The organism is Pseudomonas sp. LRP2-20 (assembly GCF_024349685.1).
In the GTDB taxonomy this organism is placed as follows: domain Bacteria; phylum Pseudomonadota; class Gammaproteobacteria; order Pseudomonadales; family Pseudomonadaceae; genus Aquipseudomonas.
This window is the reverse complement of the sequence record NZ_AP025944.1, coordinates 2,287,408-2,309,963: the sequence shown is the minus strand read 5'-3', so window position 1 is coordinate 2,309,963 and position 22,556 is coordinate 2,287,408. Positions and strand designations below refer to the sequence as shown.

The 22,556-nt window shown below is 56.3% G+C and carries 18 protein-coding genes; 14 read left to right on the top strand and 4 right to left on the bottom strand.

What is annotated here, in order from left to right; genetic code table 11:
• Positions 1-41 precede the first annotated feature (41 nt).
• Positions 42-998 (top strand): aromatic alcohol reductase, encoded by a 957-nt coding sequence (locus tag OCX61_RS10180; protein WP_261943672.1) that lies wholly within the window; start codon positions 42-44, stop codon positions 996-998.
• A gap of 77 nt (positions 999-1,075) precedes the next feature.
• Here OCX61_RS10180 and OCX61_RS10175 read toward each other — a convergent pair whose 3' ends face one another.
• On the bottom strand, positions 1,076-1,453 hold the full coding sequence (locus tag OCX61_RS10175) for a hypothetical protein (RefSeq protein ID WP_261943671.1): 378 nt from the start codon (positions 1,451-1,453) through the stop codon (positions 1,076-1,078).
• On the opposite strand from OCX61_RS10175, the gene OCX61_RS10170 reads away from it, so the two are divergent.
• Complete coding sequence (locus OCX61_RS10170) at positions 1,424-1,726, top strand: hypothetical protein (protein WP_261943670.1); 303 nt, start codon at positions 1,424-1,426, stop codon at positions 1,724-1,726. The genes OCX61_RS10175 and OCX61_RS10170 overlap by 30 nt on opposite strands.
• An 814-nt stretch (positions 1,727-2,540) precedes the next feature.
• Here OCX61_RS10170 and OCX61_RS10165 read toward each other — a convergent pair.
• On the bottom strand, positions 2,541-3,689 hold the full coding sequence (locus tag OCX61_RS10165) for a hypothetical protein (protein ID WP_261943669.1): 1,149 nt from the start codon (positions 3,687-3,689) through the stop codon (positions 2,541-2,543).
• Between the two features lie 1,030 nt (positions 3,690-4,719).
• Here OCX61_RS10165 and OCX61_RS10160 point away from each other — a divergent pair.
• From OCX61_RS10160 to OCX61_RS10140, 5 genes are all read left to right on the top strand, one after another.
• Entirely contained in the window at positions 4,720-5,421 is a 702-nt protein-coding gene (locus OCX61_RS10160; protein WP_261943668.1) for a hypothetical protein, read from the top strand.
• 829 nt (positions 5,422-6,250) lie between these two features.
• Positions 6,251-6,886, top strand: a complete 636-nt coding sequence (locus OCX61_RS10155; RefSeq protein WP_261943667.1) for a hypothetical protein — start codon at positions 6,251-6,253, stop codon at positions 6,884-6,886.
• Positions 6,883-8,763, top strand: coding sequence for a TnsB C-terminal domain-containing protein (locus OCX61_RS10150; RefSeq protein WP_261943666.1), 1,881 nt, complete (start codon positions 6,883-6,885; stop codon positions 8,761-8,763). The genes OCX61_RS10155 and OCX61_RS10150 overlap by 4 nt, the downstream gene beginning before the upstream one ends.
• 94 nt (positions 8,764-8,857) lie before the next feature.
• On the top strand, positions 8,858-9,805 hold the full coding sequence (locus OCX61_RS10145) for a TniB family NTP-binding protein (RefSeq protein WP_261943665.1): 948 nt from the start codon (positions 8,858-8,860) through the stop codon (positions 9,803-9,805).
• Positions 9,798-12,344: a hypothetical protein gene (locus tag OCX61_RS10140; protein ID WP_261943664.1), complete on the top strand. Its 2,547-nt coding sequence runs from the start codon at positions 9,798-9,800 to the stop codon at positions 12,342-12,344. Before OCX61_RS10145 ends, OCX61_RS10140 begins: the two co-directional genes overlap by 8 nt.
• Positions 12,345-12,468: 124 nt before the next feature.
• Here the strand turns inward: OCX61_RS10140 and OCX61_RS10135 are convergent, their stop codons facing one another.
• The gene (locus OCX61_RS10135) at positions 12,469-12,717 is read right to left on the bottom strand and encodes a hypothetical protein (RefSeq protein WP_261943663.1); all 249 of its coding nucleotides are present in this window, start codon (positions 12,715-12,717) and stop codon (positions 12,469-12,471) included.
• On the opposite strand from OCX61_RS10135, the gene OCX61_RS10130 reads away from it, so the two are divergent.
• On the top strand, positions 12,716-13,918 hold the full coding sequence (locus tag OCX61_RS10130) for an NAD(P)/FAD-dependent oxidoreductase (RefSeq protein ID WP_261943662.1): 1,203 nt from the start codon (positions 12,716-12,718) through the stop codon (positions 13,916-13,918). The genes OCX61_RS10135 and OCX61_RS10130 overlap by 2 nt on opposite strands.
• A 235-nt stretch (positions 13,919-14,153) precedes the next feature.
• Positions 14,154-15,779 carry a methyl-accepting chemotaxis protein gene (locus OCX61_RS10125; protein WP_261943661.1) on the top strand — a complete coding sequence of 542 codons (1,626 nt, stop codon included), beginning with the start codon at positions 14,154-14,156 and terminating at the stop codon, positions 15,777-15,779.
• A 151-nt stretch (positions 15,780-15,930) separates the two neighbouring features.
• On the opposite strand, the gene OCX61_RS10120 is transcribed toward OCX61_RS10125, so the two are convergent.
• Positions 15,931-17,337, bottom strand: a complete 1,407-nt coding sequence (locus OCX61_RS10120; RefSeq protein ID WP_261943660.1) for a purine-cytosine permease family protein — start codon at positions 17,335-17,337, stop codon at positions 15,931-15,933.
• A 317-nt stretch (positions 17,338-17,654) separates the two neighbouring features.
• Here OCX61_RS10120 and OCX61_RS10115 point away from each other — a divergent pair, with 317 nt between their 5' ends.
• The 5 genes from OCX61_RS10115 (at position 17,655) to OCX61_RS10095 (ending at position 22,553) form a co-directional block, all read left to right on the top strand.
• Entirely contained in the window at positions 17,655-18,140 is a 486-nt protein-coding gene (locus tag OCX61_RS10115; RefSeq protein ID WP_261943659.1) for a flavin reductase family protein, read from the top strand.
• Between the two features lie 75 nt (positions 18,141-18,215).
• Positions 18,216-19,256, top strand: a complete 1,041-nt coding sequence (locus OCX61_RS10110; RefSeq protein WP_261943658.1) for an LLM class flavin-dependent oxidoreductase — start codon at positions 18,216-18,218, stop codon at positions 19,254-19,256.
• Between the two features lie 320 nt (positions 19,257-19,576).
• Complete coding sequence (locus tag OCX61_RS10105) at positions 19,577-20,173, top strand: amino acid synthesis family protein (protein WP_060478410.1); 597 nt, start codon at positions 19,577-19,579, stop codon at positions 20,171-20,173.
• A gap of 68 nt (positions 20,174-20,241) precedes the next feature.
• The gene (locus tag OCX61_RS10100; RefSeq protein WP_261943657.1) at positions 20,242-21,075 is read left to right on the top strand and encodes an alpha/beta fold hydrolase; all 834 of its coding nucleotides are present in this window, start codon (positions 20,242-20,244) and stop codon (positions 21,073-21,075) included.
• Complete coding sequence (locus OCX61_RS10095; protein ID WP_261943656.1) at positions 21,072-22,553, top strand: aldehyde dehydrogenase; 1,482 nt, start codon at positions 21,072-21,074, stop codon at positions 22,551-22,553. Before OCX61_RS10100 ends, OCX61_RS10095 begins: the two co-directional genes overlap by 4 nt.
• Positions 22,554-22,556 lie beyond the last annotated feature (3 nt).

Sequence of the window (22,556 nt, the reverse complement as noted above, 5' to 3'; positions counted from 1 at the left end):
GCATTTGTTCATCTTACAGACAATAGGTCTCAGGAGAAATCATGACCGAAGTGACCCAGTTTCCCCCCCAATCTATTCTCGTTCTAGGCGCCGGTGAGCTTGGGCTACCGGTTTTGCGCAATCTTGCGCGAGTAGCAAAGCGCGCGCCCGGTTCCACAATCAGCGTCCTGCTCAGGGATTCGACCATCAACACTCAAGTGCCCGAGAAAAAGGTCGAAATCGATGAGCTTCGGGGCCTCGGCATCCAGATGGTGGCCGCAGACCTTGTGAATGACTCAATCGATCAGCTGGCTGAAGTATTCGCACGTTTCGATACCGTAATAGGCTGTGCAGGCATGGTTGCAGGCCGGGAAACACCAATGAAGCTGGCTACCGCTGCTCTGAAGTCCGGTGTGAAGCGCTACTTCCCGTGGCAGTTTGGTGTCGACTTCGAGGTAATCGGTCGGGGCAGTCCTCAGGATCTGTTCGATGCTCAGCTTGATGTACGCGAATTGCTTCGTGCCCAGGATAAAACTGAATGGGTAATCATCTCGACGGGTATGTTCACCAGCTTTCTGTTCGAGCCAGTATTCGAGGTGGTTGACTTCGAAAACGATACCGTGAACGCGCTTGGCAGTCTTGAGACCAGCGTGACGCTTACGACTCCAGACGACATTGGTGCGTTGACAGCGGAAATCGTTTTCTTCGAACCTCGCTTCCGCAATCAGATTGTGTACCTCTCGGGAGACACTGTGACGTACGGAGAGGTTGCGAGCCTCCTCGAACGTGTACTGGGCCGCCCGTTCAAACGTAACGTGTGGACTGTTCCGTACTTGCTCCAAGAATTGGAGAAAGACCCAACGCATCACATCAAGAAGTACCGCGCTGTGTTCGCTCAGGGCAGAGGTGTGGCCTGGCCTAAAGCAGGCACGTTCAACGCGCAGCAATCGATTCAGGTCACGACCGCTGAGGAGTGGGCCCGGGCAAATCTGGCAACCTCTTCAGCGCAAGTGCAGTAGCCGAACGAGCGTTTCCGCGCAGGGAGTTGACCTACTGAATAGCTGCGAGGTCTCAGATGCTCCAAAGCCACCAGCCATTAAGTTTTCTCAGCGCGGATTGCAAACCACAGCGCTTTAATCAAACGCTTGCCATGATTGTAGGATTTTGAAGGTGTGTTCGTCGGACGCTTACCTTGAAGCAGAGGCCCCGAAACCTGAGGTGAAACCGCTGGTTGTGCTAAATGCATGTGCCGCCAAGTTTCGTTCTTCGCCAGACCGTTGAAATTTTGGCGCACGCAATGAAACGCGGTGACTTGGTCAAGGGCTAGGAAACTGCACTCATCGCGGCCCCTCAAAAATCCTAGCGGACGACGACGGTCCGATCGCTCGAGGCCAAACACCAGCAGGCGCGTGAATCGCTGGAGCACTTTCGCCAACTGCATCAGGTGCAACGCCAGGAAGAACTGCAGCGGCATGGTCAGCAGTTCAGTCAGTTACAAGCCGAGGTGTGGGGGCTGCGTGAACAACTCGCCGTGCGCCAAGAAGAGCTGACGCAGTTGTACCGGGACTTGGAACGCGCGAACAGTATGCAGGGCTACCAGCAGCAACAGTTCCGTCAGCTCGAGCGTGAGTTGAGCGCCGCGCAGCAGCACTTGGCGGCCGAAAAGCTGCTCGTGAACCAGGCGCATCAGCAGGAACAAATAATGGCGAGTGAGATCACCTTGCTACGCGAGAAAGTCCAGGTCTGACCTTCTCACCCACCGCCATGACCAGCGTCTCCTGCATGTGCAAGCGCAGCAACTGGCACGGCTGCAAGGATTAGCCGAGCCGAGGTCACCCAATAGTCCAACTCCTCCATAAGGGTTCAAACCTAACGCGGAGTCATACGCCTCACACAAACATCGGTGGATGCCTCAGCGCATGCTGGGACAGGAAAATGAAGAAAAATTGGAGAAAAACGCCGAAAATTAAGATTTTCATAGGTCGCTTAAGAAAAATCTGTCGACCGGGCCCGTCTAAACGGAAAATTCCCGGATAGCCTAACCTCACTCCAACATTTCGCCTGCAATAGCCAGCTGGCGATCCTTAGGCTCGCCGCTGGACTCTGCCCGCATAGGCCGATTGTGGATATACAGATCACTTCAAATGGGCGGCGGGTGGCCATTGATCCCAGGACGGATATCCATGTCTAAACGCCCCACCCTTTCGCGTGAAGCGGCCATGCTGGAGAAGGGCAAAGCACGGCTCCTGGGCAGCGGTGATTTCATAACTGGCGAAGCAATCCTGATCGCTGTGCACTCCTGATCGGTTTTCAAAAGCTGGCAAGGTCTGCGCCCGTCCGAGTCCGATCACCGGGATGGTGAATCTTCTAGGCCTAATAGTTGACTGCCGGGTGCTCCCTATAGCGGTGTGAACGTATCTGCAAAAAAATGTGCAGAATCCTGTCACAATGCATCCCTAGCGAAGCCATGAAAGGCCCACCGGTGTTGAACGATAAGGGCTGGAAAGGTGCGCGAAAAAATGTGCACTCTGCACCCGCATTGATATACGTATCGCGCCTAATCAAGGTGGGCCCTGACCATCAACGAGTCGAGGGCCGCTGCGACGTCGTTTACCCCCAGGGCGCAGCTGACTCCAATCCACCGGCCGGGCTAATGCATCATGCTCCAGCCAGTATTCCAGCACGCGTGTAAATGCCGTCGTGTAGGCCAACCGTTTGAAAGTAAAGACGGCGTCAGCTCGCCATCGTCGTTGCCGCGCGCATCGCGCAAGCAATTCGTCGACAGCGGGAGCCACTAAGTCTTCCACACCCTCTGCACTAAACAGAGCCAAGTCTGAAACGAACGGTACGCAACAATGCTGGCCTGGTTTGGGGTTGTTGAAGATACTCAAATCATGAAACATCAAGCGCAGCGTGCGCAACGCTGCAGCTTCGCTCAAGCAATGCTCTAGACGCAGTTGCGCTTCTAATGTGGCCAAGCGAGCCAGGCGGCCCTCAAATTCTTTCACATCTTGCGGCCACCCCGGTACCGGCCATATAACACCGCGGCGCGTCAACTGATCGATCACCAGAAATAACGCAGTGGCACTTGAACTCAAATTCGGATGCAGGCAGTGCAGTAAGAAAACGAGTGCGAATCGCCGAGCAAGCCAGCACCGCGTTGTTTGGTATTGAGGCGCCCGACTCGCCAGTACGGCGAGTTGGATGGACAGTACCGGCCACTCGCCAAGGAGCATCAACCGCTGACGGACTGTTGGCGAAGCTTCAAGAAAAGGTCGCTGGTTAATGTACAGCCGGCGTAATGGCTGATTAACCATCTTGATAAGGTGTCGGCGACTCCGCCGCCGCTTCCCTCTTCCCAAGGCATCTAGCAGCCGCGCTGCCTGCTCCAGATGTAGCAGCACAGACCACAACGGGCTAGCCAGTGTCATCAACACGATGGGAAAGGCACGGCAGGCCGCTTCACGCACCCTTAGCGACATCATCACGCCACTGCAAAAGCGAGACCACTTGCCACGACAGCCTTCACTGGCAAAGCCAAAAACTACCGTTTCAAATTTCTTCCCATATTCCCCAAAGGCGTCGTATGGCGCTGGAGCCGCAACGATATCCGCTGCGCTGGCCAGTGCTTGAGCCACTACGCGCGCGTAAATGCTTCTGATCGTGCCTCGCAGGTTGGAAGGTAAGCCGTCACCCTCAGTAGCCTTCACGACGTCGCCCCTACTAGATGTTCACTTTATTAAACACCTTTTTGAGGCGATTGATAGAGCCGAGTATCGATAGAGCCAAGTAATGAAGGCCAGAAAAATTAATACAAAACTGGTAAAAATAATTAAAAATAAAATGCTTGTCACATATATCTAAACAGCATAACCCGATCATACGGGCATTTCTACGCAAAAGATTTCGCAAAATTCCTAAATATTGCGTTACGAAACCTCCAGCACGGTGAGCCACAATACGAATCCGAAGCGGAAACCGACCCTAACTTGACCAACCTGGAGAACCATCATGGTGCGCCGCCACAAGATCCTGTACACGCCTGCACTCCGGAAAACTGCTTGCCACCGGCAGGGTGTTCCTGAGCGCCGTTGCTCCTTTAAAGCGTCTCAAACCACCGCCAAGGCGTCCGCAACGCAATTTGAGGCAGCTTTCCTTTGGGAGCGGAACCAAATTGGAGCAGAGCTGGTGATAGGGGATGAAACGAGCACCGATTGTTACGCATCCCAAATTGCTTGGGATGCACGCTCACGCGTGATCTGGGCCTATCGCTTCGCAGAAACACTCGCAACTTTGAGAAAGACTCCTTGGGTCGTTGACCCCCGTTGTCTCATGCAGCGCCGAGTACGTAGCTATTCTAAGAAACATTACTCATTCAATTCTCTCGTAATCGGCTCCTCACTTAGCGCTCCCTGCCTCCTTATTAGGCCCATGCCCGCGTTCCCTTCCCACTTCCGTAAGTGGGCGCGGTTGCAAGTAGGCAGGTCGTATGCCGACGCCGATGGGTGCATAGCCCTAACGGCTACTCGGCGCCGCATGATTTTTTCCGCTCTGACCGTGTGGCGAAGGACCCACATGCTCTCGTTCTCCTAAAGACGCGAAGTCTATGCAAAAGCGCATAGGGACCCTGCGATGAGCCTTGGAGCAAACTCCTCTATGGTCAGTCCTGCTCATTGCGGTGATCCCTTTCATACAACGACCGACCAACATTGATTGGTGCGTAAGAATCAGGAGGTAGCTATGTTCACTTATCCTTTCAGCATGCTTCCAAACGGTGTGTCGGTAACTCAACCCCCCTCTCGGAAGAGCATTCTTTCTACACAACGCCTCGCGCTTTTCCGATCCATGAAAAATGGGATGATCATGTCCTGCAACCCAAGGCATACCTCCTTCTGTATCCGCCTCGAATTTGACAGGCGAATAAACGCCTATACCAACCGCCCGTTTGCTTTCCACTTCACCGACCAGCAGTACACCGTGTATCCAACCTACATTGCTTGCCTGACTGATGGGACCTGTTTGCATTATCAATTGACGACGCGTGAGCAGAGGTACGATCCCGAAGTTCGCAGCCTTCTGCGGCGGTGCCGCATCTGTTTTGCCGATGTTGGACTCGTCTTGAAACAAGTCGATGTCGACTTCGACTGCCCTACACTTCGTCGCCTGTACCACGAAGCCACGCTCGGTTCCGCGTCACAGATCCCGGCCATTCAGCAATTGCTGAAAGAGCAACCCCATGGTCGGGCGACGCTTCACTATCTGCTCCATCAGGGCATGCAAAAAAACGATGTCGCCTACGGTCTCTTCCATGGTTACCTGGCTGCAGACCTGGTCCGACCACTGACAGCGGACACTGAAATCGCAACAGCTAGAGCTATGCCGCCTCACCTCCCCATTGGCTCGCCTGCTAGCGATGCCCCTTTGCTGTCGAGCGCAGCCTAACGGGGCTGGCTTGACCTGATGGACGCGGGCGTTAATTGAAACGTTCTACGATCGCGAGCAACTGTATCCCTTTTGGGGCGCACCTCAGAGCCGACTCCGGCCATGGCGGAGGCGCAGCGGCTATTGCAGCCGCCTGCCTCAAAATTAATGTGAATCGACACAGTCAAAAGGAGCAAATAATGATTATCTCTTCTGGACGTGTATTAAAGTTTGTACCGCGCGATCACCCAGATGGTGGTGTACCTCAACATTACATAGTCGATGGAGCAGCTGAATATGTACCTGGTTACATACAAGAACTGATCATGATGCTGGGTCGAGAAATCTGCTACTGCGCACCAGCTCCACCCAACCATAAGCCTTACGTAGAATTATTTTTTGCATCCTGCGCAAAGAACTAGTGGACCTGGTGACAAGTCAAATTTTTAGCCCCTGCCGATCGCGTCGACTATGAATGATGCAGTCCATGCGCAGATCACGCGCCTCCAGGCACCGCTAAAGGTGATTACGCCTGGCCGCCAAATCAACTGCCACCGGTTTGGTTTACTTTTCGCCGGACAGTAACTCATTGTGTAACCAAGCGACTTTGCTTGACGAATTGAGGTGACTGGTCGGCGCTATCAGTTGACAACGCGTGAACAGATGTACGATCCAGAAGTTCACCGACTTCTAGGGCTCTGCCACGTCTGCTTTAACAGCAATGTAGAGATGCCCTACCCGCTACAGGGACACACCACAGTCCCCTCTGTAGCCGCTGCGTTGGCAAACCAGCCATCACAGCCGGCTTCCCTGAATTGATTTGAGTCATCGCACTCAAATGGAGCAAGCAATGATTACCTCCGCCGAAAGTGCAATCAAGTATGTGCCTCGTAAGGAGCTGCGCAAGGGCTGTCATGGGAAGCGAGTGACCTTGTTTTATTCGCGTAAGAACGACACCACAGTGGCCTGCGCCAACGTTCTGCAAGCCGAGCAGTGCATCTACCTCGAGTACCGTAAGGACGTCATCGCCTACGAGTGCCGTCCGCCCACCCTTTGCCAAGGCACAACCGTGTTCAATGCGGACTTCCTGGTTCATCTTAAAACGGGATCAAGCGTGTATTACAAATCGCTGAGTCCGCATTTTCGTGAAGCGCCTTACGCGCAGCAAGCGATGAATGCAGTGGAGACCATGGTACTGGATAGCGGCTGCTTCTTTCACTGGGTTGAGCATGCTCAACTTCCCAATTCACTCATTACCCAAAACCTGCAGTACCTCTACCACCATAGCTTGGCTGGAAGTGAAAGCTCTGCACAGCGTTTACGCCAATTGGTGAGTGACGTACAAACCAACCAAACGGACCTACAGACCCTTATAGGCATGGATGTGGCCACCTCGGATATCTGTTACGCGATTTTCCAAGGCTATCTGTCGGTCAACCTCAATCAAAAGTTGACAATGTCGACCCGCATTTGGAGGCAATCATGAACACGTTCGAAATGAAGGTCGGGGAGCGCTACCAGTACCGCGGTTGCCGCTACGAAATTACACAGATTCGCGGTGAACACGTTCAATTGCGAGCGACCGAAGGTTCAAAAACAATACTTCGGAACACCTTGCCCCTGCTTTATGGAGCATGGAAAAGCGGTCGACTGGTCAAAGTTCAAGAAGCACCTATCCAACATGAACCTACAGCCGTTCTCGCTGGATTACCCAAGCGCATTGCAGAAGCATATAACCGTCGTCAGCATTATACGAAGCCGGTCAATGATCGCTTTCCAGGTAGACTGCCTAGTGTCCTGACCCAAGCATTGATTCGCAAACTTGCCCAACAAATCAATGATATCAGCGCACCCAGCCTGAATACCGTACGAGGATGGGTTCGCAAATTGCGCCTCGGCGGAGAACGTTATATTAGCTTGTTGCCGAAGACCCGAACCAGACTCAAGCAACGAATAGACAATCAGCCTCAAGAGGTACAACAAATCATTGAAGCGGAAATTAAGCTTCACTACTTAAACGCGGAGCCCGCCCGAAAAACCGAAGTGATCGACACGATTATCGAGACACTCGACGAAGTTAATGAGACGCGCCCTGACTGCGACAAGTTAAAAGTCCCGTCCAGCTCAACCTTGAATCGAATCTTGCGGGAAGTCGATAGTTATGAAAAAGATCTCGCACAGAAGGGGGTCAAGTATGCCCGTCGGCAGCACCATTGGTCCGTGAAGCACACTAGGGCAACGCATGTCTTGCAGCTGATGGAAGCAGACACCCAAATGCTGCACGTGATAATAGTCGATCAGTTTGGCGAGGTAATTGGCCGGCCATACTTGACCGCCTTCATGGACGTTTGCACCCGCATGATCTGCGCATGGTCTGTATCATTCAATCCTCCCTCTTTAGACACCACACTACGAGCGCTTCGATTGTCCTTGTCTAGCGACAACCCATATGGCGGTTTAGGCCAACGTTACGTTTTTGACGGTGGACCCGAGTACATAGCTGAAAACTTACAACGAATTATCCTGATGCTGGGTGGAGAAATCTGCTACTGCGAGCCAGGCTCACCCAACCAAAAGCCCCACATAGAAGCTTTTTTCGGAACTCTTTCCAAAGAACTTATTCACCTGATGCCAGGGACGACTTTTGCCGCGCCTGCTGATCGCGGCGACTATGACTCCGAGGAGCGCGCAATGTTGCAACTTGACGAGTTAAATGGATTCATCGGCCGGTGGATTTCAGAAGTTTACTCTGAACGGAGGCACAGCGCCATCGGAATTTCACCCCGGCAAGCCTGGGAGAAATACAGCAACGCGCTTTTTCAACCAAAACGATATTCATCGGATGAGCTAAATAAACACTTTTGGCAAGCATTCAGAGCGACGCCAAACCAAGGAAGGTTACGCTTTGATTCGCTGTTTTGGACAGGCCCAGCGGTCGGCTACCTTGCTAAACAGTATTCCACAGAGAAGAAACTACTGGTTTATTACGACCGTAGTAATTTAGGAAAAGCTTGGGTCTGCCACCCTGATCACCGCGAGGAGTTATTCGAATTAGAAGCGGTAGACGCTGACTATCAAGACGGCCTTACTTTGCATCTGCATAAGCTCATACAAAAACGCCTGCGCGAAGACCGGCAGACGTTTAACTCTCGCGTAGCACGCAGAGCCAGGGTCAAAATCCTGCGTGAGATCTCCGACATTAAGAACAAGAAAAACCGGCTAAAACGTCATCGTATTGAAGAATGCAAACAGGGAATGCAACTGAAGCCGAAGAAAAGCAAGTTGATACAACGCACGGAACCTGTAGTGGATTACCCCTATCATCAAGATACACCAGATGATTACTCGGCACCTGGAATTTAACGCAGCAGGAATCAAATCAAGGGAAAAACACCTGTATTTACCTTCACTACCTCTCAGTGGATCAGTGAGGGGCCAGATATCCTTGGAGGTCATAATGACACCGGACATGGCCAGTGCTTTGCTTGCATTTGATAAAACCATCATTTTCTACCCAAGCTTTCGCCGAGCGTTTTCGCAAATCCAGAGCGCGATTGAAAACACACAAACATTGGGGAGGCCAGTTTGCGCTTTACTTTCTGCCCCTAGCGGGCTTGGAAAGTCGACGCTGCTCAACTATTTTCGCACCCTTCACCAACCCGACGATGTTAGGGAGGACGGTGTCTACACACGGATGCCAGTAATCTACTGCGAAGTCCCTGCCCAAGCAACCGTCAAAGGCCTTATAACTAATATCTTGCGCATGTTGATCAATCGGACCCCTGGGGGCACACGAGAAAAGCTGACGCACCAACTCGTCACGTGCTTGATCACAGCAGGCGTCAAAGTCATTTTTCTCGACGAAATTCAACGCCTGTGCGTCACCGCAGGGGAAAACGTTCGGGTTGACTCGTTAGCATGGATAGTTTCTCTTTTGAATACACTCCGGATTCCAATTATTCTTTCGGGCACCGAAGAGTGCATAAATATTCGTGACAACAACAGAGCTTTTGCACGCCGTTATCCATACCTAGTAGAGTTGAATAACTTCCTTTACTCAGAAGGGCCGGATTCTGAGTTTTATTCGATGCTCCAAAAACTTGACTCCAGCATGTACCAGCTAACACCGCTCGGTCTTGGGGCGCATCTGAACGACCGAGCTATTGCATCGGCGTTATACGTTGCCACCAATGGTAACATCGGGACACTGCGCCTTATTATCAGCGACGCCCTAAAATATTGCCTCAATCGTAACGGAACCAAGTCCCTTACTGCAAATGACTTCCTAATCGCCACTGAATATATTGATCTGCCCGAACGCCTAAGCGCGACCAACCCTTTCACACTCAGTTACTCGGAGCTCAAAGAAATAATAAACGAAAAAGATGGAGACCCTGATGAATAACTTACTATTTATTCCTATCCCACAAGCGGAAGAAAGCCCCACCAGCATACTTAAACGCATGGCATTTAAACATGGATGTTTTTACGGGCGTGAAATTTTCAAAATCTTGGGCACTACCTCCATTAGCTCTGCTCCTATTTGTCAAGACAATCCAGCAATAATGAAAATGGCTGAGGAGGCTGGCCCGCTTCGAGACCTAGTCCTCAGTGGTTTCTACCCGCCCGCACCAGATGAGGTAGTGTCATCTTCATTGATAATCAGCGGCATAAAAGTGCCTAGAAAGTACATAAGAGCACGCAACAATGCATTTTGCTCTAACTGTTGGAAAGAAGGCAAGGAACACTTCATAATAGACATAAAACTAAGCACATTTTGCCCATTCCACCACACTCAATACATTCTGATATGCCCACGCTGCAAAAAATCAATTAAATGGTGGAAGCCCATAGAGGACAAATGCCAATGCGGTTGCGTCCTCAAGTCGCCTCCCTGCGACCCAGCAGACACGGTGATTGAGCAATTTTTGCTTAAAATATTTCGATCCCATGACCAGGAAAAATTCGACGCATTGCAAAAAATTTTGATATCCATTACAAATTCATTTGCGTGTGACTGGCAGAGCTCAACAGACCGAGCCATTTTGGGTATTGCAATAGGCGTTATCGATGAATGCCAATCACTGATAGAAGAAAACCTTAAGAAATTTCGCACCCTTTATCCAGACATACCCGCCCGGGTGCTGTTTGCTAAATTCTCTCGAATCCCGCAGCCTATTATGCAGAACTCTGTATTACGCGCATTACGCCACCACTGCAGTGAGGAAAATTCGACCCTCCAATATACAAATAACAGCTTAAATGCTAAGAAAGGTAAACCTGTAGAGTTCAGACTTATCAGCTCACAACTCGGGGCGTGGCTTAAAATCCCGATGCCACACTGGCTTGCCTTCGTCTCATCTATTGTAAACATTAGTGACCGTGGGCCTTACACTTGGCGTCAGGCGCTCGCTATTTCTGACGCGGCGTTAAAATTCCGTCTCAACATGGGCAAAGTAAAGGCAAGCCCAGCACTACCGTTACATCTGTCAAGATCCGAGACAATGCAAAAATTATGCATTAGCCTAAAGATGCTTCGCGAGATCTTGAACGAAGGTCTTTTAACGGGACTGCGAACTCCGACCAGCCAAACAGTTATCACTACTGAATCCGTATCTCGGTTTGACGATAACTTAACGTCAATTGAGCTATTAGCAGCCAGCCACAACCTTACAACATCACGCATCCTCAAGGCGCGAGCAGCGCTTGGAATTCCGCCACCTAGCTGCAGAAGTCGGCTATTACAAGAAAAATTGATACACCGGAAATATCATTCAGCAATCATAGCCTACTGCAACTCCTCCATAACTCCCCCGCCTGTACGCACACTTAACCTTCCGATGATTTCAGACTCACCCACCGAAACTTGGCTTACGGTTACAGAGGGTGCGTGCTACATGGGAAGGAGCAGAATGGTAATACGAAGTCTAGTTTCGAAGGGACTATTAAAAGGCGCTTATACTTTCAAGACCAAAAATGGCTTCTCTGTTAGCAAAGAATCCATTGATACCTTTCTTGATAAACATTTCAACTCACGTGATGCAGCAAACCTACTTGGATGCGCTATAAATCGCCAATCTAGCAAAGCAGCCGAACTCAATATAGTTCCAGTCTGCAGTCCTGAGATAGATGGCACGCCCTGTATCTTTTATTCTAAAGACAGTTTCAAGAGCTTGCAGAGCAAGACCGCTCAAGGAGCAATTATAGAACATGAAAATGGCCTAACGTTCACTGAAACTGCCAGGCTTCTTCACGTAGACTCCGCAGCAATAGCTTCAATGGCAAATCGCAACCTTTTGAAGTCTGTTTATCACCTGACACTTAAACGTCGCCTAATCACCAGCTCGTCAGTTAATAAATTTTATGAGCTTTATGTGAGAGCAGTCACTTTAGCCGATTGGTTAGGCATCACCCCTTCAAAAATCGTCAAAGCTCTTTCTCAACTTGGAATAGCGCCAATCACGGGAAGTCCACTGGACATCTCGCGTTCGCGCTTATATTCTATTGAATCCTTAACAAACTCTCCTTTTTTCATTAGAAATACCTCCCCCGAAAAGACCCCATCACCTGCAAAACACCGAACACACCTAGACCACTGCTTCAAACTAAATCTACACAATTTACAGAGCGTTATCAAACCCCACAACATAAGCCCTCTTGCATTTTACAACTTATTCACCAAGCCAGGCACCATTAAAATTATCACCATTAACAAATTAAAATTCATAACCCCTAGCGACAAAAGTAAAATTGATGAAATTTTTAGTAACTATTACACTTGCCCACAAGCCAATCTCATTCTAAAACCTAAGTACGCAGAAGCTCTAATTAAAACAGGCAAACTCATCGCGCGCTACCCGTTATCTTCTGCCACAGCGACCCCTTTGCTGTCAAAAAAAGATGTACATGACTACATTAAGTCCCTTAAATCCTCAGAAAAATAATTAATTCTCTTAATTTTAGATCTCAAATCTTTGGCATGATTTGGCTATTACAGTGACTATTTTCGACAAAACTCAGAGAAACTTGACAGTCAACTGTTAAGTCATTTTGGCATTCCTATGTAATTCAAAGGGCTAAATTCACCGTCAGATTGAAAAATGGGGGCGGCCTGGCACCGCCCGTCGCTATCTTTCGCGCAATTTTCGCCCGCGAAAGCCCATTAACACAGGCCTTGACTGGGTTTCGTGCGGGCATTGCGAGGTGCGCCATCGCAAAAAAAACTTGCCGATCAGAACTCCGATCAATAGAGTCGTAGTTGTTCGGGGCGCACAACCAACCCTCGAAATCCTCTTCAACCTTGTGGAGCACTTCCATGAAATCGAACATCCTGATCATCGGTGCCGGCTTTGCCGGAGTGTGGAGCGCCCTGAGCGCCGCCCGTTTGCTCGACCAGGCCCAGCGCGATGACCTGAGCATCAGCGTGCTCGCCCCGCAACCGGAGCTGCGCATTCGCCCGCGCTTCTACGAAGCCGACGCGCACAGCTTGAAAGCACCGGTAGGTGAACTGTTCGAAGCGGTCGGGGTGCGCTTCATTGCCGGTAATGCCCAAGCCATCGATGCCGAGCGGCGCAGCGTCCGCTACACCGACGCCACCGGTGAACACCGGCAGATCGGCTACGACCGGCTGATCCTCGCCGCCGGCAGCCAGGTGGCGCGCCCGGCAGTGCCGGGGCTGGCTGAACATGCCTTCGATGTCGACCAGATGGAATCGGCCGTGAAGCTCGAGCAGCACCTGGTCGGCCTGGCTGCCCAGCCAGCCTCGCCGGCACGCAACACCGTGGTGGTCTGTGGTGGTGGCTTCACCGGTATCGAAACCGCCACTGAAATCCCGGTCCGCCTGGGTGCCATCCTCGGCAGCGAGGCTGCGATACGGGTGTTGGTCATCGATCGTGGCCCTCAGGTCGGCGCGGCCCTGGGTGCGGGCATCACCCCATCGATCGTTGCCGCCTGCAAGCAGGCCGGTGTCGAGTGGCTGACCGGCACCTCGGTGGTGGCAGTGGATGCCGGTGGCGTGACCCTGAGCAACGGCGAATACATCGCCAGCAAGACCGTGATCTGGACCGCCGGGGTCAAGGCCAGCCCGCTGACTGCCCAGGTAGCTGGCGAGCGCGACAACTTCGGCCGACTCAAGGTCGACGACCACCTCAAGGTAATCGGCCAGGACCACATCTACGCCACCGGCGACACCGCCTGGGCTGCCGTCGACGAGGTGGGCAATCACGCCCTGATGACCTGCCAGCACGCCATCCCCATGGGCCGCCACTCGGGTAACAATGCCATGGCCGACCTGCTCGGTGTGGCGCCGCTGGTATACCGCCAGCCCAAGTACGTCACCTGCCTGGACCTTGGCGAATGGGGGGCAGCTTACAGCGAAGGCTGGGAGCGCGAACTGAAGCTGCAGGGCGATGAAGGTAAAGCGCTCAAGCGCCAGATCAACTCGGTGTGGATCTACCCGCCAGCGGCCGATCGGACCGTGGCGCTGGCCGCGGCCGACCCCATGATCCCCATCGCATAAGTGCGAAATCCTGACAAATCCGTCAGAAAACGACGGATTTGTCGGAATTTGTCGTTACATTGAATGACTGGTCAATAATAATGGCCATATGGCATCATTTAAATAAAAAACAGATTCGAGAGGGTGAGACACACACTTAAATCCGCAGCGCATCGAGATGCCTGGCGCCATCCCCGGTGACCCGGCCACACGTCCATGCTCTTGACGCCTGCACGCCAACGTCAAGGAGCATTCCATGCAGTTACGGAATATGAAGATCGGCACCCGCGCTACCAGCGTGTTCGCCCTGTTGGGCGTATTGGTCCTGGCCATGGGCCTTATCACACTCTATGAAACCCGGCGGATGGACGCCGCCACCGATGAAATTCGTGTCACCTGGATGCCCGCCGTGGTCTCCCTCGGCGACATCAGCACCGACCTCGGTCGCGCCCGTGCCATTACCCTGCGCGCGGCGCTGGATGACAGCCCCGCTGAACGCGCCCGCAACATCGACCTGGCCAAGAGCATCAACGACCAGCTCAAAGGCCGCCTCAAGGATTATGAGGACACCCTCATCGCCGCCGATGGCCGCGCCCTGTTCAACGCCTTCAATGCAGCCCACCAGCAATACCTCGACCTGCAGACCCGCGTGCTGCAGGCCATCGCCGCTGGCCGCATGGACGAGGCCAAGCAACAGATCAGCGGCCCCCTCACCCAGTACGCCGACACCATGATGAAAGCCATGACCGCGCTGATCGCCTACAACGGCAAGGGCGCCGAGGACGCCTCGCAGCGCAGCAGCGACGTGGCCGACGAAGCCTTCACCGTGATCATCGGTTCGCTGGTGATCATCATGCTTGCCTTGGCCGCCATCGCCGTGGTGCTCACCCGCAGCATCGTGGTGCCCCTGGCCGATGCGGTCGCCGTGGCCGAGCGCGTGGCCACCGGCGACCTGACCCGGGATATCCGTGTCGCCGGCCGCGACGAACCGGCCCTGCTGTTGCGCGCCCTGGGCCGCATGCAGGGCAGCCTGCGCGAGACTATCCGCAAGATTGCCGCCTCCTCCGACCAGCTGGCTTCGGCCTCGGAAGAACTGCACACCGTCACTGAAGACACCAGCCGCGGCCTGCACCAGCAGAGCGCGGAGATCGACCAGGCCGCGACTGCCGTCAACCAGATGACCGCCGCCGTGGAAGAAGTGGCGAACAACGCCGTGAGCACGGCCGACGCCTCGAAAGGTGCCGACCAGACCACCCGCGATGGCCGAGACCAGGTCAACCAGGCGTTGGCCTCGCTCCAGCATCTGGTCAATGACGTGACGGGCACCTCCTCCGAGATCGAACAGCTGGCCAGCAACGCCAACGAGATCAGCCGCGTGCTCGATGTGATCGGCGCGATTGCCGGGCAGACCAACCTGCTGGCACTGAACGCGGCGATCGAAGCCGCCCGTGCCGGTGAAGCCGGTCGCGGCTTTGCCGTGGTGGCCGATGAGGTGCGCGCCCTCGCCCACCGTACCCAGCAGTCGACGGCCGAGATCGAGCAGATGATCGCCGGGATCCAGAACGGTACCGAACGGGCGGTGTCGGCAATGCACAGCAGCCGAGGCCGGGCCAACGGCACGCTGGAAGTGGCGCAAGGTGCCGGTGAGGCGCTGGAGGTGATTGCCGAGGCGATCGCGTCGATCAACCAGCGCAACCTGGTGATCGCCAGTGCTTCCGAGGAGCAGGCGCAGGTGGCGCGGGAGGTGGACCGCAACCTGGTGAACATTCGTGATCTGGCGATGCAGACATCGGCGGGAGCGAATCAGACCAGTGCAGCGGCGCAGGACCTGTCGCGCCTGGCGGTGGACTTGAATGGCATGGTCGCGCAGTTCAAGGTCTGATCCAAAACAACTGGGGCCGCGTTGCGGCCCTTCGCGGGCAAGCCCGCTCCCACAGGAATTGCGCAGCCCTCGTGGACAACTCATCACCTGTGGGAGCGGGCTTGCCCGCGAAGGGCTGCAAAGCAGCCCCTGTTACAGCAACAACAATCTGTCAGTCGTTGACGCTAACCACCCGCCCTGCCTTCTCGGCAGCCTGGCCGCGCGTCGCCAGGCAGTAATACAGCGGCACGGTCACGATCAAACCGAACAACCACGACAGGTCAGCCCCCTCGACAATGTTCGAGTACGGCCCCACATACAGCGACGTGTTGGCAAACGGCAGCTGCACCAGGATCCCACAGGCATAGGCAATGATCGCGTGGTGGTTGAAGCGGCCATAGATGCCGCCGTCGGCGCGGAAGATCGAAGCGATGTCGTACTGGCCCTTCTTGATCAGGTAGAAGTCGATCAGGTTGATCGACGCCCACGGCACCAGCACCAGCAGCAGCGCCAGGATCAGGCCGATGAACTGGCCGATGAAGCCCGCCGAGGCGTTCAACGCCACCATCGCGCAACCCACCAGGATCACCGACGCCAGGATCACCCGCACCTTGATGCTCGGTGTCCACTGGGCGATGAAGGTCTGGATCGCCGTCACGATCGACAGCACCGCACCATACAGGTTGAGCGCGTTATGGCTGATGATGTTGAGCAGGAACAGCACCATCAGGATCGGGCCCAGCCAGCCGGTGGCCTGCTTGACCGCATCCATCGCGTCGGTGCCTTCCGGCACGCACAGCACCGCGATCGTACCAAAGCTGAAGCACAGGATAGTGCCCAGCGTAGCGCCGAAATAGGTGGCCCAGAACGGCTTGGCGATGCCCAGTTCACGCGGCAGGTAGCGCGAGTAGTCGGAGGTGTACGGCGAGAAGCTGATCTGCCAGATGACGCCCAGCGACACGGTGGCGATGAAACCGGACAGGTTGAACGCACCGCGGCTGAAGAAGTCGGCAGGCAGTTCCTGGACGAACATCATGATGAAACCGGCCAGCAGCGCCGACCCCATCACCCAGGTGCCAATGCGGTTGAGAATATGAATGAAGCGGTAGCCGATCACGCCAATGGCCGTCGCACTCAGGGCACCGATCACGATAGCGCCTGGCATCGGCACGCCCGGGGCGATGCCGTGGATGGTCTTGCCCGCCAGGACGATGTTGGAAATGAAGAAGCCGACATAAATGAGCGCGGTGAAGAACACGATCAGCAAGGCGCCATAGCGGCCGAACTGGCCCCGGCTCTGGACCATCTGCGGAATGCCCAGCTGCGGTCCCTGCGCGGAGGCCAGGGCGATGAACACGCCCCCGATGAGATGACCCAGCACGATTGCGATCAGCCCCCACAGCAGGTTCAGGTGGAACACCTGGACCACCATGGCGCCGGTGACGATAGGCAGTGGCGCGATGTTGGTACTGAACCAGAGGGTGAACAGGTCGCGCGCCTTCCCGTGGCGCTCGGCAGGTGGAACGTAATCGACCGTGTGATTCTCGACAAACTGGTGTTGCGACGACGGTTGGGACATAGGATTCAGCTCGAAAGGTCGTTTTTTATCTTTGTAAGGAAACCGCATCTAGGCGGCCTCTCAGCTGCGGACCATATTATGGTATTCCAAACTTTTGACAACACTGATCCGTAGGAAAAAACGCCCACTGATCTGTTCGCGCAACCCCTGCGACAAACCGCCTCACCGCTCAAGCCCACGGTTTACGTGGCCTTGAGCCGTTCATCGTGAAAAACCAGGGCCGAAAATTCCGCTTGCAAAATAGGTATTACGGTATACCATCAGACACATCAACGATAAAAACCGCGGACCACCGCAGCCCCTTAGAGGTACATGAGATGATCGACGCAACCGTCTACAAGAACGTCCTGGGCTCCTTCCCGTCCGGCGTGACCGTCATCACCACCCTGGACGACGACGGCTCGGTCGTCGGCCTGACCGCCAGCGCCTTCTCCTCCCTGTCGATGGACCCGCCGCTGGTGCTGTTCTGCCCCAACTACACCTCCGACTCCTACCCTGTGCTGATCAAGCAGAAGCGCTTCGCCATTCACCTGCTCTCCGGTGAACAGCAGACCGAAGCCTACGCATTCGCCAAGAAAGGCAAGGACAAGGCCACCGGCATCGAGTGGAGCCTGAGCGCGCTGGGCAACCCGATCCTGGCCGGTGCCACCGCCGTCATCGAGTGCGAACTGTGGCGCGAGTATGAAGGTGGCGACCACGCCATCATGGTCGGCAAGGTACACAACCTGATCGTCCCTGAAGAAGCACCACGACCGATGGTCTACTGCCGCGGCAAGATGGCCAGCCTGCCGGCCTTTGCCTGAAGCCTATTCTGAATCGAGACACCTGGCGCCTGCGCAGCCTGGCGACAGACACTTTCAAGCGTTGAGGAAAGCCCCATGAAATTTTCGTTGTTCGTGCACATGGAACGTTGGGATGAACAGGTCAGCCACCGCCAGCTGTTCGAAGACCTGACCGAACTGACCCTGATGGCCGAGCACGGCGGTTTCAGCACCGTGTGGATCGGCGAACACCACGCCATGGAATACACCATCTCGCCAAGCCCGATGCCGCTGCTGGCCTACCTGGCCGCGCGCACCGAGAAGATCCGCCTGGGTGCCGGCACCATCATCGCGCCATTCTGGAACCCGATCCGCGTCGCCGGCGAATGCGCCCTGCTCGACGTGATCAGCAATGGCCGCATGGAAGTGGGCCTGGCCCGTGGCGCCTACCAGTTCGAGTTCGACCGCATGGCCGGTGGCATGCCGGCTACCGACGGCGGCAAGGCCCTGCGTGAAATGGTCCCGGTGGTGCGCAAGCTGTGGCAAGGCGACTACGCCCATGACGGCGAAGTCTACAAGTTCCCGACCTCCACCAGCGTGCCGAAGCCGTTCAACGCCACCCCGCCGATGTGGATCGCCGCCCGCGACCCGGATTCGCACAACTTCGCCGTGGCCAACGGCTGCAACGTCATGGTCACCCCGCTGATGAAGGGCGACGAGGAAGTGCTGGACCTGAAGAACAAGTTCCAGGCCGCCCTCGACAACAACCCGGACGTGCCGCGCCCGCAACTGATGGTGCTGCGCCACACCCACGTGCACAGCCCGTCGGAGCCTGAAGGCTGGAAGATCGGTGCCCAGGCCATCTCGCGCTTCTACCGCACCTTCGATGCCTGGTTCGGCAACAAGACCACCCCGGTCAACGGCTTCCTCGAGCCGAGCCCGGAGTCGAAGTTCGCCGAAGTGCCAGCGTTCCAGCTGGAGAACATCCGCAAGAACACCATGATCGGCACGCCGGAAGAGATCATCGCCCGCATCAAGTACTACCAGGAGCTCGGTGTCGACGAGTTCAGCTTCTGGTGCGACAACAGCCTGCCCCATGCCGAGAAGAAGAAGTCGCTCGAGCTGTTCATCAAGGAAGTGGTGCCAGCGTTCGCCTGAATTCCCATTGCCTGAGTCATTGCGGGACGCGCCCGCTCCCGTGGGCCCCAGTGGCCCGCGTGAGCGGGCTTTTTTTAAGCCTGTGCTGGCCTCTTCGCGGGCAAGCCCGCTCCCACAGGTACAGCGCGGGCCCGAAGGCTTCGCATTACTTGTGGGAGCGTGCTTGCCCGCGAAGAGGCCAGTACAGAGCCCCCATAAATCAAGGCATCAGGCCACCTTTCGTCCCCTCGCAAGAGAAATTTCCAGCCACCTCTTGCACAACAAATATTATGGTATACCATCAGACAACAAGAGCTGATAACCCTCACCAGGAGCCACCCATGAGTTTCGAAATCCGCAAGATCGTCACCTACTCCGAAGAGACCCGCATCGAAGGCGGCAAGGCCACCGACAAGCCGGTGACCATGGTCGGCCTGGCCGTGGTGATCAAGAACCCATGGGCCGGTCGCGGTTTCGTTGAAGACCTGAAGCCGGAAATTCGCGCCAACTGCTCGGAGCTGGGTGCGCTGATGGTCGAGCGCCTGACCGCTGCCATCGGCGGTGCCGACAAGATCGAAGCCTACGGCAAGGCCGCCGTGGTCGGCGCCGACGGCGAGATCGAACACGCCTCGGCGGTGATCCACACCCTGCGCTTCGGCAACCACTACCGCGAAGCGGTAAAGGCCAAGAGCTACCTGAGCTTCACCAACAAGCGCGGCGGCCCAGGCACCTCGATCCAGATCCCGATGATGCAGAAGGACGACGAAGGCCTGCGTTCGCACTACATCACCCTGGAAATGCAGATCGAAGACGCCCCGCGCGCCGATGAAATCGTCGTGGTTCTGGGCGCAGCCGACGGCGGCCGCCTGCACCCGCGCATCGGCAACCGCTACATCGACCTGGAAGAACTGGCTGCCGAAAAAGCCAACGCTCAATAACAACAACCAAGACGGGCCGGGGCGTGGCGTGCTTACCCGCCGCGCCCGACCTTCAAGGAGCGCCCTCCATGATTCAGCCTGTCGCTGAACGTACACCTGCCGGCACCAGCTACCTGTCCGTCGGCCAGGGTCAACCCGTGGTACTGATCCACGGCGTGGGCCTGAACAAGGAAATGTGGGGTGGTCAGATCGTGGGCCTGGCCAACGACTACCGCGTCATCACCTACGACATGCTCGGCCACGGCCAGAGTGCGCTGCCGGCCGCCGACATCGGCCTGGAAGGCTACGCCGACCAGCTCGCCGAACTGCTCGACCACCTGCAGATTCAACAAGCCACCGTGATCGGCTTCTCCATGGGCGGCCTGGTCGCCCGGGCATTTGCCCTCAACTACCCGCAGCGCCTGGCTGCACTGGTCGTGCTCAACAGCGTGTTCAACCGCACCCCCGAGCAGAGTGCCGGCGTCATCGCCCGTGCCGCCCAGGCAGCACAGCTTGGCCCCGACGCCAACGTCGACGCCGCGCTCGACCGCTGGTTCAGCCGCGAATACAAGGCGGCCAACCCGGCGCAGGTCGCCGCCATTCGCCAGGTGCTGGCAAGCAACGACCCGCAGGGTTACCACACCACTTATTCGCTGTTCGCCACCCAGGACATGTACCGCGCAGGCGACCTGGGCAGCATCCAGGTGCCGACGCTGATCGCCACCGGCGAACTCGACTCGGGCTCCACCCCGGCCATGACCCGCCAGCTCGCTGCCAGCATTCCTGGCGCGCAAAGCGTGGTCCTCGCCGAACAACGGCATATGATGCCAGTGGAAGCACCGCGTGAAGTCAACAAGATGCTCCTGGACTTCCTCGCCCAAGCCCGCACCCTCACCGAATCCGCCAAGGGGATTGTTGCATGACCCTCGTTCGTTTCCAGATGTGCATCGACGGCCAATGGCTCGATGCCCAGAGCGGCAAGACCTTCGACAGCCTCAACCCGGCCACTGCCCAGGCCTGGGCGCAACTGCCCGACGCCGACGAAGCCGATGTCGAGCTGGCCGTTCAGGCCGCCCAGCGTGCCTTCGACAGCAAGCAGTGGCGCAGCATCACCGCCACCGCGCGCGGCAAGCTGCTGCGTCGCCTGGGTGACCTGATCGCCGAGAACAAGGAACACCTGGCCCAGCTGGAAAGCCGTGACAACGGCAAGCTGATCCGCGAAACCCGCGGCCAGGTCGGTTACCTGCCAGAGTTCTTCCACTACACCGCGGGCCTGGCAGACAAGCTCGAAGGCGGCACCCTGCCGCTGGACAAGCCGGACCTGTTCGCCTACACCGTGCACGAGCCGATCGGCGTGGTGGCCGGGATCATCCCCTGGAACAGCCCGCTGTACCTGACCGCGATCAAGCTGGCCCCGGCCCTGGCCGCCGGCAACACCATCGTGCTCAAGCCGTCCGAGCACGCCTCGGCGACCATCCTCGAACTGGCCCGCCTGGCCCTCGAAGCCGGCTTCCCGCCAGGCGTGGTCAACGTGGTCACCGGCTACGGCCCGAGCACCGGCGCAGCACTGACCCGCCACCCGCTGGTGCGCAAGATCGCCTTCACCGGCGGCGCCGCCACTGCCCGCCACGTGGTGCGCAGCAGCGCCGAGAACTTCGCCAAGCTGTCGCTGGAACTGGGCGGCAAGTCGCCCAACATCATCTTCGCCGATGCCGACCTGGACAGCGCCATCAACGGCGCCGTGGCCGGCATCTATGCCGCCTCCGGGCAGAGCTGCGTGGCCGGCTCGCGCTTGCTGGTACAGGACGAGATCTTCGACGAATTCGTCGAGCGCCTGATCGCCCGTGCCAAGCGCATCCGCATCGGCAACCCGCAGGACGATGCCAGCGAAATGGGCCCGATGGCCACCGCCCAGCAACTGGCCGTGGTCGAAGGCCTGGTCGCTGCGGCCAAGGCTGAAGGCGCCAAGCTGCACATGGGCGGCAAGCGTGCCGAAGTCGAAGGTGAAGGCTGGTTCTACGAGCCGACCCTGTTCGAGTGCGACAGCAACTCGATGACCATCATGCAGGAAGAGGTGTTCGGCCCGGTCGCCGCGGTGATCCGCTTCAAGACCGAGGAGGAGGCCCTGGCCATCGCCAACGACTCGCAGTTCGGCCTCGCCGCCGGCATCTGGACCCGCGACCTGGGCCGTGCCCACCGCCTGGCCCGCGACGTGCGTTCGGGGATCATCTGGGTCAACACCTACCGCGCCGTGTCGGCCATGGCGCCGATCGGCGGCTTCAAGAACAGCGGCTACGGCCGCGAGAGCGGCATCGATTCGGTGCTGGCCTATACCGAGCTGAAGACCGTGTGGATCAACCTGTCCACCGCGCCGATGCCCGACCCGTTTGTGATGCGCTAAGAG